This is a genomic window from Pseudomonas sp. B35(2017) (assembly GCF_002113645.1).
GTDB lineage: Bacteria > Pseudomonadota > Gammaproteobacteria > Pseudomonadales > Pseudomonadaceae > Aquipseudomonas > Aquipseudomonas ekonensis.
The window spans coordinates 32,473-46,099 of the sequence record NZ_NEIZ01000021.1 but is presented as its reverse complement, the minus strand read 5'-3'; the positions used below and the strand labels follow the sequence as shown (position 1 = coordinate 46,099).

9 protein-coding genes are annotated in these 13,627 nt (G+C 62.5%); 4 read left to right on the top strand and 5 right to left on the bottom strand.

The window, feature by feature from the left end; all coding sequences use genetic code 11:
- The first annotated feature begins 49 nt into the window (after nt 1–49).
- Complete coding sequence (locus CAG41_RS25080; protein WP_139834995.1) at nt 50–2,059, top strand: hypothetical protein; 2,010 nt, start codon at nt 50–52, stop codon at nt 2,057–2,059.
- A 201-nt stretch (nt 2,060–2,260) separates the two neighbouring features.
- Entirely contained in the window at nt 2,261–4,588 is a 2,328-nt protein-coding gene (locus tag CAG41_RS25075; RefSeq protein ID WP_085583853.1) for an autotransporter outer membrane beta-barrel domain-containing protein, read from the top strand.
- A 75-nt stretch (nt 4,589–4,663) separates the two neighbouring features.
- Here CAG41_RS25075 and CAG41_RS25070 read toward each other — a convergent pair whose 3' ends face one another.
- The 5 genes from CAG41_RS25070 to CAG41_RS25050 form a co-directional block, all read right to left on the bottom strand.
- Complete coding sequence (locus tag CAG41_RS25070) at nt 4,664–5,113, bottom strand: hypothetical protein (RefSeq protein ID WP_085583851.1); 450 nt, start codon at nt 5,111–5,113, stop codon at nt 4,664–4,666.
- Nucleotides 5,114–5,388: 275 nt separating this feature from the next.
- The gene (locus CAG41_RS25065; RefSeq protein ID WP_085583849.1) at nt 5,389–6,030 is read right to left on the bottom strand and encodes a DUF1345 domain-containing protein; all 642 of its coding nucleotides are present in this window, start codon (nt 6,028–6,030) and stop codon (nt 5,389–5,391) included.
- A gap of 222 nt (nt 6,031–6,252) precedes the next feature.
- Nucleotides 6,253–6,675: a hypothetical protein gene (locus CAG41_RS25060; protein ID WP_085583847.1), complete on the bottom strand. Its 423-nt coding sequence runs from the start codon at nt 6,673–6,675 to the stop codon at nt 6,253–6,255.
- Between the two features lie 330 nt (nt 6,676–7,005).
- Complete coding sequence (locus tag CAG41_RS25055; protein WP_085583845.1) at nt 7,006–10,101, bottom strand: efflux RND transporter permease subunit; 3,096 nt, start codon at nt 10,099–10,101, stop codon at nt 7,006–7,008.
- Between the two features lie 15 nt (nt 10,102–10,116).
- Entirely contained in the window at nt 10,117–11,274 is a 1,158-nt protein-coding gene (locus CAG41_RS25050) for an efflux RND transporter periplasmic adaptor subunit (RefSeq protein WP_085583843.1), read from the bottom strand.
- A 259-nt stretch (nt 11,275–11,533) separates the two neighbouring features.
- On the opposite strand from CAG41_RS25050, the gene CAG41_RS25045 reads away from it, so the two are divergent.
- Both CAG41_RS25045 and CAG41_RS25040 read left to right on the top strand, forming a co-directional pair.
- Nucleotides 11,534–12,235: a response regulator transcription factor gene (locus CAG41_RS25045; RefSeq protein ID WP_085583841.1), complete on the top strand. Its 702-nt coding sequence runs from the start codon at nt 11,534–11,536 to the stop codon at nt 12,233–12,235.
- A gap of 4 nt (nt 12,236–12,239) precedes the next feature.
- A complete protein-coding gene (locus CAG41_RS25040) occupies nt 12,240–13,541 on the top strand; it encodes an ATP-binding protein (protein ID WP_085583839.1) in 1,302 nt (433 codons plus the stop codon).
- Nucleotides 13,542–13,627 lie beyond the last annotated feature (86 nt).

Sequence of the window (13,627 nt, the reverse complement as noted above, 5' to 3'; positions counted from 1 at the left end):
TCTGTTTGTGAGGTGGTTGTTCAATATCGCTCAACGTGGAGAACATGAAATGACCGTACAAAACATTATCGGTAAAGGCGCAAGGTTGACATTGCAGGAAATCGGCGAACGTGCTCGCTTGTCCTTGCGCACATCTGGACAGGTTTCCGGCGTACTGCTGGAAAAGCCCGAAGTGGTGGGAAAGATTGTCGATGACCTGATCCCCAAGACCATTTTGGACTCCGGAGACCTGATCATTCGATTTCACACCAACACGATCCTGGATCCACAGGATAATGACGAGTATGAGCTTTGGCAGCGCAAAGGGCCTTCAGATGCACCAGAAATGGTGGCCGACGGTAACCTGGGCCAAGCCGCAGGTCGCCCGGCGACGGTGGACATTGAAGTGCCCACAGTCGCTCTTGTGGACGACGATCTGGCGCAGGCTTCAACGTTGTGGGAGTTTGAACTGGTTGTGTATAGGGGGGATAACGGCAACCCGGACAGCTCGGACTGGTTCCCTGTCCAGATCGACCGTAACGCTCCGGAGCAAGATAAGGCGTCAGGTCAGAAGTTCAAGCCGGAGACCGCCACGCTCATCAACCTGCCGGCGCCCGGCATCATTGATGATGAGTGGCTGAGCACCCACGACTCGCTTGATATCGACGTCAATATCTCTTATCAGTTCTATCGTCCGGATGACACCATCATTGTCTATCTCTCGACCAACTATGGTGTGGGGATGCCGGTATTTGAGCAGACGCTGTCAAACAGTTCCGTTGCCATTCCGACGGACGACATCCCGCAATTGGATGGACAGTACTTTCTCTGGTACGAATTGCGCGACATCGTAGGCAATGTCAGCGACCCCTCACTTGCCAGAGGCTTGCGAGTGTCTCGCCGTCCGGCACCGGTACTGTTGGATTGTGTGTTTCCGAAAGGGATCCTGCCGGATGTGATCGACCTGGCGGACCTGGAAACCCCTGTGTTCCTGGAAGTTCCCTACTCCACAAACGGGCAGCAGACGGACCGGATCACCCCGACCGTCAGCAATGGAACACTGGATGTGCCGTTGGGCAGCAAAGCCTTGGGGATCGGACCGGCCAATCTGCAATTCACTCTCAGCAACAGCCGGTTGCTGGCGCTCTGGAACAATGCGACGGCTGAAGTGCCCATCACCGGCACCTATGTCTTCACCCGCGGCGTTCAACCCCCGCAGGATTCAAGGTCGACTTCGTCCGCGCTTGACTTCACGTACAGGGGGCCCATCAACCCCATTTTCCCGGGACGGGAAAACCCGAACATGGTGAGGGTCACGGTCGTCGGCAAATCCGGTACGCCCAATCACATCACGGAAGACGATCGTCTGGACGTGGTGACCATCAGCACGCCGATGGTGGCGGCCCCCAACCCTTGGGTACCGCTGGGAGACGAGACAGCGAAACTCTGGTTCGACGGCAAAGAGGTGCACAGCGAACTGCTGACGGCCGGCACCGTGACCGTACTGACCGCGCCCATTCCGGCGGCGGTGATCGAGGCGGCCGTACCCGGCAAGAAAATCGCCTACTGGACGATCGAGGAAACGGGCGGCCGCAATGTGATGAAGTCATTCGACACCGAAGTCCAGCTCGACGCCGTCCGGCTTATCTTGCCGAAACCGACGGTGCGGCTCTTCAACGGCTTTGTGTCTTGCCGTTATCTCACCCGGCCTGACTTCCAGTTGCCGGTGACAGTGCCGATTCACCCCACCGCGATGCCGGTCGGAACCGTAGTCACATTGCGATCCATCGGCACGACCGACAGCCAGGGATTGATGCCGATTCCGGGCACAGACTTTGCCGACACTTACACGATCACCGGGGCGGAAGCCGAGGGCGTGTTCATCCAGAACATTCAGCCATATCTGACAAAACTCAAACCCATTCAGCCTCCGGCCAGTTCCAGTCTACCCAACGGTTACATCAAGATCTGGTACGAAATCACGGTTGCAGGCGCACCGCTGCCGTCGATGGAGTTCCTGAACGAAGTGTCGCTGCTCAATGCCAGTAACAACTATTGCGAGGGGACACCGACCGACTGAAGGCGTTGATGAATGCCGAAGAGAATTCTCTTCGGCATTGTTGATTCAACTGCGTGTACAGACCTTTCCCGCATAGCTGCCGGATAAGTCCTACATATCTTCCTACTACGGAACTGTAATTTACGCGCCGTCTTGGGCGTGGGAGCTATGCCCGCGAATTCAGCTCCGTGCTCCTGCGGGAGCCATTCAAGGGAATTTCTTATGTTGTCATCTTGTATTGATGCGAAGTCCGGCCTCAGGAGGCTGATCAGTCTTTCATCACTGTCCCTCTTGTGGCTCCCCGATCTTTCCTCTGCCGGTACATTGGTCGGTGGGAGTCAGACCCTCACCAACGGCGCACCTGTGGAAGCATGGACACTTTCCCAAGGCGCAACATTGAACGTTGAGCAGGCGCAGACGCTGGGCATCAACGCATCGCATTCCACCCTGAATGCGACCGGTGCGACAACCCAGCAGATTTCCGTCAGCCAGGGTTCAGTGGTCAACCTCAGCGACTCGACCGTCAACGGCGGGAATGCCCGGGCCGGTGTGGAAATCATCAACAGCACCGGCACCATCAATGCCAGCACCGTCACAGGCAACCGCCTGGGCCTGCAGGCGGCCCGCAATGTCAGTACCGCCAGCGGCTCTTCGATCAGCGTGACGGACAGCCGGATCACCGGCGCTTCGGGCGGTGCGCGCGCCACAGCGTTCAGCAGCCTCGATTTTTCCAGCTCCCGAGTGGAAGGCACCGGTGCCGGCAGTGCCGGCGTGTCCCTGTTGAGCGGCAGTGCCTCGGCCCGCAACGGAACGCAAATCGTCGGTGGCCAGAACGGCGTGACCCTCGGTCTCGAAGGCGCAGGCCTGCCTGCCAGCCAATTGACGTTGGACGGGGCGAGCGTCGAGGGCAAGAGCGGTTCTGCGGTGTTGGTCGACAACAACGGTCGTGCCGCACCGGTCACACGCATCGATGTGCTTGACGGCTCCACATTGACGGGCGGCAACGGGATCGCCGTGGAGGTCAAGGGCGCCGCCGATGCCGCGATCAACGTGGAACGCAGCGACCTCGTCGGCAATGTTCAGGTGAGCGACGGCAGTGTGGCTGCACTGACCCTCACTCAAGGATCGCTGACCGGCAACGTGACAGGAGACGCCTCAAGCGCCGTATCGGTCGGGCTGCAGCAGGGCTCGCAACTCAAGGGTGTCATGACCGATGTCGCCAAGGTAGACATCGGTGGGCAATCCCGTTGGGCACTGACAGGCGACAGCAAGGTCGGTGACCTGAACCTCGATGGAGGGACCGTCAAGCTGGGTTCGGACGACGGGTTCCATCAGTTGAACGTGAACAACTTGTCCGGCAACGGCCTGTTTGAAATGAGCGTGGATTTTGCGACCCTTCAATCGGACGTCCTCAATGTCACCGGTGTTGCGACAGGCAACCATCAACTGTTGATCGCCAGCACCGGCACCGAACCTCCCAGCGGCCAGCCCGTCACGGTCGTTCACACCGCAGGCGGGGATGCGGCGTTCTCTCTTGCCAATGCCGACGGCAAAGTCGATCTCGGCGCGTTTTCCTATGGGTTGAAGGCGGACGAGAGCCGCAACAACTGGTTCCTGGATCCGTCCGGGCGCACGGTCAGCCCCTCGACCCGCACCGTCATGGCCTTGTTCAACACCGCGCCGACGGTATGGTACGGCGAGCTGACGTCGTTGCGCAGCCGCATGGGGGAAGTGCGCTTCAATCAGGAAAAGTCCGGGGCATGGGCGAGGGCCTACGGCAACAAATACAACGTCAATGACGCGTTCGGGGACGGCTACCGACAGACCCAGCAGGGATTCACGTTGGGGGCGGACGCACCGTTGCACTTTTCCGACGGGCAATGGCTGTTGGGCGTGATGGCCGGCTACAGCACATCCGACCTCAATCTGCACACGGGCAGCAGCGGCACGATCAAAAGCTATTACGCCGGAACCTACCTGACCTGGTTGGATGAAGCGAGCGGTTACTACGTCGACAGCGTGTTGAAGGTCAACCGGTTCCGCAACGATGCCAAGGCCGGCCTGAGCGACGGGACGCGCGCCAAGGGCGATTACGACAACAGCGCTGTGGGCGGATCGGTGGAAGTGGGGCGGCACATCAAGCTGGACGACGGCTACTTCATCGAACCGTTCACCCAGTGGTCGGCCGTGGTGATCCAGGGCAGGGACTTCGACCTGAACAACGGACTGCGGGCCGAAGGGGACCGCACCCGTTCATTGCTCGGCAAGGCTGGCGCCACGGCAGGGCGCAAGATGCAGTTGAGTGACGGCACGCAGGTTCAGCCCTACGTGCGCGCGGCGTTGGTGCATGAGTTCTCCAGAAACAACGAAGTCAAAGTCAACAACAATGCCTTCGACAATGACCTTTCCGGTTCGCGTGCCGAAGTGGGAGCCGGCATCGCCGTCAATTTGTCGGAGCGTTGGCAGGCCCATGCGGAAGTCGAGTACATGAATGGAAGCAACATCGAAATGCCCATCGGCGGCACGTTGGGCGTTCAGTTCAAATGGTAGGGGCATAACGCGGATCAGCGTTTGAACCTGACGCAAAAAAAAGCCCCGATCTGAGTCGGGGCCTATTCTTCAGGCTTAGTGGCCTAGCACCGTATCAAATTCGCCTTTGGACAGATAGCTCTGACTACTGCCGTCAGCCTTATCGATATGGGCATTGAAAGTGCCGAAGAAATGGAGGGTTCTTGGATCAAGGCTGTATTGGATGTTTCCCGATCTGGCTTTCTGCAAGGTCGGGCGCTCCGGGTCGCTGTAGTCGTTGAAAAACAAAGTGACGTCACCCTCACCGTCTTCATCGGTAATTCTTGCGATGGCCTCATCGATTGCTTTGGAAAACTTGATGGTGAAGCTTCTGGCGGCACCGTCATTGAACTCAGTGGCGATGACGGCCCAAAGTTCGCCGCGGCCGGGTGAGTGCTCGAGTTTTATTTCAGTGAGCGTGGCAGAGAACTCCGAGCCGTCTTCCAGGATCGCAGTGAAGACTTCCAGCGGGTCAGTGTCGATCACTTTCAGGGCTGAACTGTTCATGAATCATCTCCGTAGGGTTAAACGAATGATCCATGCACTGCGGTAGGCCAGCGGGGCATGGATAGAGTCATGCGAGAACCAATGTTGGTGCTCGTGTACTGGCACTTATGACATGTGCACGGCGCACCGCCTTCAGTGTTCAGTACACGGTCTTACCACTCGTGCGAGTTGGGTTGTGTGTTGCACGAGTGCGGGGTCAGCATAATGGAGCGAGAACACCTGAGTAACTGTCAGAGTTGACAGGTGTGTCTATATACAGGCGGCCCCTGTGCAGATCAGCCAAACAACCCCGCCGCAATGTTGATCGAGAACCCCAGGATCGCCGTATTGAACACAAACCCGATCAACGACTGCGCCAGCACGATCTTGCGCAGCTCGCGGGTGGCGACGCCGACGTCGGAAGTCTGCACCGCGACGCCGATGGTGAACGAGAAGTACAGGAAGTCCCAGTAGTTGGGCGTGGTCAGGCCTTCGGCGAAGCGCAGGGCCGGTTCCTGACCGTCCCAGGTGTAATAGAGGCGGGCGTAGTGCACGCTGAAGATCACCCCGATCAGCAGCCAGGAGCCGATCACCGTCAGCGCGGTGAAACCGTAGTGCAGCAGCTTGCGGGTGGTTTCCAGGTCCTTGCTGCCGACCAGTTCGAAGGTGATGGTGGCGAGGCTGGCCAGGGCGGCGATGCTCACCATCAGCAGGACGAGGCCGGCATTCTCGTCTTCCATTTCCGCGATGCGTTTGACGTCCGGGGCCTTGGCCCGGGCGGTGAGCCAGAGCATCAGCGCCAGGTAGGTCCAGACGCCGGCGTTCCAGCCGATCAGGACCTTGCTGACGAGAGAGGCGTTGGGCGTGAGCAGGCCGACGGCGATGCCGAACAGCGCGGCGGCGGAGAGGCGAGGGTGGGTGCGGGCGAGAAAGCGCATGGGGGCTCGTAGGGTCAGGGTTTGCTGACACCTTAGCGTATTTGGGGCAACCTTCGAGTCGATGCAAGGATTGATTGCACTGGCAAGCACCTCCCGAAGAAAGCGGTGGTGGATAGAAGCTTCAGCAGGACGGCTGTTTCACACTTCTGCGCCTCTGCGTAAAAAAACAGTCACCCGCAGGTGACTGTTTTTTGCTTCGCTGTGTATCTCGTTTGTGCCTTTTCACTTGTGCACTTCGAAATCGCCATGATCGATTACGAGACCGGGATTTGTTTTGGAGTTGTTGAAACGGAATGTTCCCCACATTTTATGAAGCTTTTCGTCGTAGTGAATGATTGCCGATCCCGTCGCCGAAATCATATCTACGACACCTTCGGCCGTTAACTCCAAATATCGTCCGGTGGCTTCGTTATTCCCTTGCGGGTGTTCTCTCAGACCCAAGTTTATAGGCTTGCCATCTTTCGGAATGCTGGGAGGAATTGACATAAGGTAGAGGGCTGTCTGGTCGCCACCGTGGTTCATGACCGCTCTTAAATCAAAGCCTCGCGGGGTCTCCACTAAGGAGAAGGAAGAGTCGGCAACGAAATGTGTTTCTTTGTCATTTTGAGTGATGGTCGCCGTCATCTTTTGTTTTTCTTGTTTCATCTGCGTTCTCCGAGGGCTTAAGCCCTAGCGAGTGCAACCGACAGGATGTCGTCTGCTTGCCCGGAGTCTAAGGATGAAAAAAAATTGAGATAACTGTCAGGGTTGACAGGTGTATCTATATACATGCTGCTGTTCAGTTGAACGGAGTCAAGCAGCCCCACCGCATTTTTGACCGAAAGCCTCAGTGCGTTGTTTGCGGGAGCGACAGTCAGGCTCCCACAGGCTCATTGCCACACACGGGTTGGTAGGGCGGGCTTTGCTCGCGACGGTGTCATGTCAACCGACCTTTCTCGGCACACCGTTTTCGCGAGCCAGTCCGCCCTACAGGGATCAGTGACGGCTGGAGCGCCGCACCAGCTTCATCACCACCACAAAGAACACCGGCACGAAGATGACCGCCAATGTCGCCGTGATCATCCCGCCGATCACCCCGGTGCCGATGGCTTGCTGGCTCGCGGAGCTGGCGCCCGTGGCGATGGCCAGCGGCACCACGCCGAGGATGAACGCCAGTGACGTCATCACGATCGGCCGCAGGCGCATGCGGGCGGCCTGCAGGGTCGCGTCGAGCAGGTCGTGGCCGTCGTCGTACAGGCTCTTGGCGAACTCGATGATCAGGATCGCGTTCTTCGCCGACAGGCCGATGATGGTGATCAGCCCGACCTTGAAGAACACGTCGTTGGGCATCCCGCGCAACGTCACCGCCAGCACCGCGCCGAGCACGCCCAGCGGCACCACCAGCAGCACCGAGGTCGGGATCGACCAGCTCTCGTACAGCGCCGCCAGGCACAGGAACACGATCAGCAGCGACAGCCCGAGCAGGATCGGCGCCTGGCTGCCGGACAACCGTTCCTGCAGCGACAGCCCCGTCCATTCCTGGCCCAGGCCTTTCGGCCCCTGGGCCACCAGCCGCTCGATCTCGGCCATGGCTTCGCCGGTGGTGTGGCCGGGCGAGGGCTCGCCGGAGATGGCGATGGCCGGGTAGCCGTTGTAGCGGGTCAGCTGGGTCGGGCCTTGCGTCCACTTGGCCTGGACGAACGCCGACAGCGGCACCATTTTCCCGGCGTCGTTGCGCACGTGCATCTTCAGCAGGTCGTCGACCTGGCTGCGCCGGTCGCCTTCGGCCTGCACCACCACCCGCTGCATGCGGCCCTGGTTGGGGAAGTCGTTGACATAGGTCGAGCCCACGGCGCTGGCCAGCACGTTGCTGATGTCGGCGAACGACACGCCCAGCGCGTTGGCCTGCCGGCGGTCGACCTCCAACTGCACCTGCGGCGCTTCGGCCAGGGCACTCTCGCGCACGTTCATCAGCACCGGGCTCTTCTCGGCGGCGGCGAGCAGTTCGGTGCGCGCCGCCATCAGCGCGGCGTGGCCGAGGCCGCCGCGGTCCTGCAGGCGGAACTCAAAGCCGCTGGAGGTGCCGAGGCCGTCCACCGGCGGCGGCAGCACGGCGAAGGCCACGGCGTCCTTGACCTGGCTCAGCGCGGCGTTGGCGCGGTCGGCGATGGAGGCGGCCGAGTCGTCGCTGCCGCGCTCGGACCAATCCTTGAGCGTGGAGAAGGCCAACGCGGCGTTCTGCCCGCTGCCGGAGAAGCTGAAGCCCAGGATCACCACGCTGTCGCTGATGCCCGGCTCGCCGGCGTTGTGCGCCTCAAGCTGTTCGGCCACCTGCACCGTGCGGTTCTGGGTCGCGCCCGGCGGCAGCTGGATGTCGGTGATGGTGTAGCCCTGGTCTTCCGTCGGCAGGAACGAAGAGGGCAGCCGCACGAAAAGGACGCCCAGGCCGATCAGCAGCACAACGTAGATCAGCAGGTAGCGCCCGCTGCGCTTGAGGGCGTACCCCACCCAGCCCTGATAGCGCGCCGTCAGCCGTTCGAAGCGGCGGTTGAACCAGCCGAAGAACCCGGCCTTCTCATGGTGTTCGGCCTTGGCGATCGGCTTGAGCAGCGTGGCGCACAGCGCGGGCGTCAGGGTCAGGGCGAGGAACGCCGAGAACAGGATCGAGGTGGCCATCGACAGCGAGAACTGGCGGTAGATCACGCCCACCGAGCCGTGCATGAACGCCATCGGAATGAACACCGCCACCAGCACCAGGGTGATGCCGATGATCGCGCCGGTGATCTGCCCCATCGCCTTGCGGGTGGCTTCCTTGGGCGACAAACCCTCGGCGGCCATGATCCGCTCGACGTTCTCGACCACCACGATGGCGTCGTCCACCAGGATGCCGATGGCCAGCACCATGCCGAACATGGTCAGCACGTTGATCGAGTACCCCAGCGCCAGCATCGTGGCGAAGGTGCCCATCAGGGCGACCGGCACCACCAGGGTCGGGATCAGCGTGTAGCGCACGTTCTGCAGGAACAGGAACATCACCGCGAACACCAGCAGCATGGCTTCGCCGAGGGTGTAGACCACTTTGGTGATCGAGACCTTCACGAACGGCGAGGTGTCATACGGAATCTTGTACGCGACGCCCGCCGGGAAGTAGCGCGACAGTTCGTCCATCTTCGCCCGGATCAGGGTGGCGGTGTTCAAGGCATTGGCCCCCGGCGACAGCTGCACGCCCACGGCGGTGGACGGCTTGCCGTTGAGGCGGGTGCCGAACTGGTATTCCTGGCTGCCGACCTCCACCCGCGCCACATCGCCGATGCGCACGGTGGAACCGTCGGGGTTGGCCTTGAGCACGATGTCGGCGAACTCTTCCGGGGTCGACAACTGGCCTTTGACCAACACGGTGGCGGTGATCTCCTGGGCCTTCGGCGCGGGCAGGTCGCCGATGCTGCCGGCGGACACCTGCGCGTTCTGCGCGGCGATGGCGGCGTTGACGTCGGCCGGGGTCAGGTTGAAGCCGATCAGCTTCTGCGGGTCGATCCAGATCCGCATCGCCCGCTCGGCGCCGTACAGCTGGGCCTTGCCGACGCCGTCCAGGCGCTTGATCTCGTTCATCACGTTGCGCGCCAGGTAATCGCTGAGCGCCACGTCGTCGAGCTTGCCGTCGCTGGAGGTGAGGGTGATCAGCAGCAGGAAGCCTGCCGACACCTTCTCGACCTGCAAGCCTTGTTGGTTGACCGCTTGCGGCAGGCGCGACTCCACGGCCTTGAGGCGGTTCTGCACGTCCACCTGGGCCAGCTCCGGGTTGGTGCCCGGCTGGAACGTGGCCTTGATGGTGGCGCTGCCCAGGCTGCTTTGCGACTCGAAGTACAGCAGATGGTCGGCGCCGTTGAGCTCTTCCTCGATCAGGCTGACCACGCTTTCGTCGACGGTCTGCGCCGAGGCGCCGGGGTACACGGCGTAGATTTCGATCTGCGGCGGCGCGACGTCCGGGTACTGGGCCACCGGCAACTGCGGAATCGACAGCGCGCCGGCCAGCAGGATGAACAGGGCGACCACCCAGGCGAACACCGGGCGGTCGATAAAGAACTGCGGCATAAAGAGGTGTCCTGCTTACTGCCCGGAGGTCTGGGCGAGTGGAAGAGGGGTGTCGTCGATCTGCACGGTTTCGCCGGGACGGGCGTGCTGCAAGCCTTCGACGATGATGCGGTCGCCCGGCTTGAGGCCGCCGGTGACGATCCAGCGGTCGTTCTGCACCGCGCCGAGCTGCACCGGCTGCTGGGCCACACGCAGGTGATCGTCGAGGGTCAGCACCTGGGCGATGCCGGCGCTGTCGCGCTGCACGGCCCGTTGCGGCACGGTGAGGCCTTCACGGATGACCGCCTGCTCCAGGCGCACGCGCACGAAGCTGCCGGGCAACAGGTCGAGGTCCGGGTTGGGGAACTCGCTGCGCAGGATGATCTGGCCGGTGCCCGGATCGACGGTGATGTCGGCGAACAGCAGCTTGCCCGGCAACGGGTAGAGGCTGCCGTCGTCCTGGATCAGCGTGGCCTTGACCTGATCCTGGCCGACCTGCTGCAACTGGCCGGAGCGGAAGGCGCGGCGCAGTTCGTTGAGCTCGCGGGTCGACTGGGTGACGTCGGCATGGATCGGGTTGAGCTGCTGGATCAGTGCCAGCGGCGTGGTTTCGTTCTGGCCGACCAGCGCGCCTTCGGTCACCAGCGCCCGGCCGATGCGTCCGGAGATCGGCGCGGTGACGGTGGCGTAACCCAGATTCAGCTTCGCCCGTTCGACGGCCGCCTTGTTGGCGGCGACCTCGGCGGCGGTCTGCCGTGCGTTGGCCCGGGCGTTGTCGTAGTCCTGGGCGCTGATGGCCTTGTCGCCGATCAACTGGGCGTAGCGCTGCTCTTGCAGCGAAGCCTGGAACGCATTGGCCTCGGCCTTGCGCAGCGCGGCTTCGGCACTGTCCAGGTCAGCCTTGAACGGGGCCGGGTCGATGCGGAACAGCACGTCGCCCTTTTTCACGTCGCTGCCTTCGCGGAAGGTGCGCTGCAGCACCACGCCGGCCACCCGCGCCCGCACTTCGGCGATGCGCGGCGCGGCGATGCGTCCGCTCAGCTCACTGCTCAGCGACAGGGGATGGGCCTTGAGGGTCTCGATCCGCACCGTGGCCGGCGGCGCCTGCTCTTCGCTGTCCGAGGACGCACCACAGGCGCCGAGCGCCAGCGCCGTTGCGATCAGGCCGAGCCCGGCCAGCAGTTTCTTCGACATGTACTACCCCCAATGTTGATGGGCGAATCCTACGGGTAGCGACCGCCGGCAGCGGTGAAGCTTTGTAGGCGCTGTGTGAAATTGTGTAAGGGTTTTAGTCAGGGACGGGTGAGGGCGTATATCCTTTATGCCTTGAATTCTTTTGTGACAGTCAGGCCGCCATCGCGAGCCGGCTCGCTCCTACAACGAACAAAACCTGTGGGAGCGAGCCTGCTCGCGATGGCGGTTGTCCGGTCGCCAGCACTTTCTGGAACACCCCATGCCCAACATCCTCCTGGTCGAAGACGACACCGCCCTCGCCGAACTGATTGCCAGCTACCTGGAGCGCAACGGTTATTCCGTCAGCGTGATCGGCCGCGGCGACCATGTGCGCGAGCGGGCGCGGCTCAGCCCGCCGGACCTGGTGATCCTCGACCTGATGCTGCCGGGCCTCGACGGCCTGCAGGTGTGCCGCCTGCTGCGCGCCGACTCGGCGACGCTGCCGATCCTGATGCTCACGGCCCGGGACGACAGCCACGATCAGGTGCTGGGCCTGGAGATGGGCGCCGACGACTACGTCACCAAACCCTGCGAGCCCCGGGTGCTGTTGGCCCGGGTGCGCACTTTACTGCGTCGCAGCAGCCTGGGCGAGCCGTTGACGGTCAACGACCGGATCGTCATGGGCAACCTGTGCATCGACCTGTCGGAGCGCACCGTGACCTGGCGCGGGCAGGCGGTGGAGCTGTCCAGCGGCGAATACAACCTGCTGGTGGTGCTGGCCCGCCACGCCGGCGAAGTGCTGAGCCGCGACCAGATCCTGCAGCGCCTGCGCGGCATCGAGTTCAACGGCACCGACCGTTCGGTGGACGTGGCCATCTCCAAGCTGCGGCGCAAGTTCGACGACCACGCCGGCGAGGCGCGCAAGATCAAGACGGTGTGGGGCAAGGGCTACCTGTTCAGCCGTTCCGAGTGGGAATGCTGAGCCGATGTTCAGAATCCTGTTCCGCCTCTATCTGGTGACGATCGTCTCGTTCAGCGCCGCGACCTATCTGATGCCGGACCTGGTGGTGATGGTCTTCCGTGATCGTTTCATCACCTACAACCTGGAATTCTCGCGGGGCTTGCAGTCGCTGATCACCAAGCAGTTCCGCGCTGCGCCGCCGGAGCGCTGGCCGGAGGTCGCGGCCTCGATGGACAAGGACTTCCAGCCGCTGCACATCGTGCTGGCGCGCATCGATGACGCCGATTTCACCGCGCCTGAGCGCGAGCGTCTGCTCAAGGGCGAAAACGTGGTGCGCATCGGCGATTGGGGCTGGCGCACCCTGGCGGTGACGCCGCTCAACGACGAGATGGCGGTGCGGATGGTGGTGCCGCCGGATCCGATGGACGTCAACCTGCTGTACTGGAGCATCAACGTGCTGATCGGCGCGACGATGCTGGCGTGCCTGCTGCTGTGGCTGCGCCCGCACTGGCGCGACCTGGAGCGCCTCAAGCGTACCGCCGAACGGTTCGGCAAGGGCCATCTGAGCGAGCGCACGCAGATCGCCCAAAGCTCGAACATCGGCAGCCTGGCCTACGTGTTCGACACCATGGCCAGCGATATCGAAAGCCTGCTCAACCAGCAGCGCGACCTGCTCAACGCGGTCTCCCATGAATTGCGCACGCCGCTGACCCGCCTGGACTTCGGCCTGGCGCTGGCGCTGTCCGACGACTTGCCGGCGGCCAGCCGCGAGCGCCTGCAAGGGCTGGTTGCGCACATCCGCGAGCTGGATGACCTGGTACTGGAGCTGCTGTCCTACAGCCGCCTGCAGAATCCGGCGAAGCTGCCGGAGCAGGTCGAGGTGTCGCTGGACGAGTTCATCGACAGCATCCTGGGCAGCGTCGATGACGAGCAGGAGTCCTCGGAGGTCGTCATCGACGTGCTGCTGCACGGTCAGCTTGAGCGCTTCACGCTGGATCCGCGCCTCACCGCCAGGGCCTTGCAGAACCTGCTGCGCAACGCCATGCGCTACTGCGAGAAGCGCATCCAGGTCGGCGTGCAGGTGTGCCCCAAGGGTTGCGAGATCTGGGTGGACGATGACGGCATCGGCATTCCGGACGACGAGCGCGAGCGGATCTTCGAGCCGTTCTACCGGCTCGACCGCAGTCGCGACCGGGCCACGGGGGGCTTTGGCCTGGGGCTGGCGATCAGCCGCCGGGCCCTGGAAGCCCAGGGCGGCACGCTGACCGTGGAGAGTTCTCCGCTGGGCGGGGCGCGGTTCCGGCTGTGCCTGCCGACCCCGGCCTGATGGCGGTGCCTGGGCCGAGGATCCCCCTGTGGGAGCCAGCCTGCTGGCGATAGCGTCAGTCCGGACACCACAGGCCCGGCGCAAGA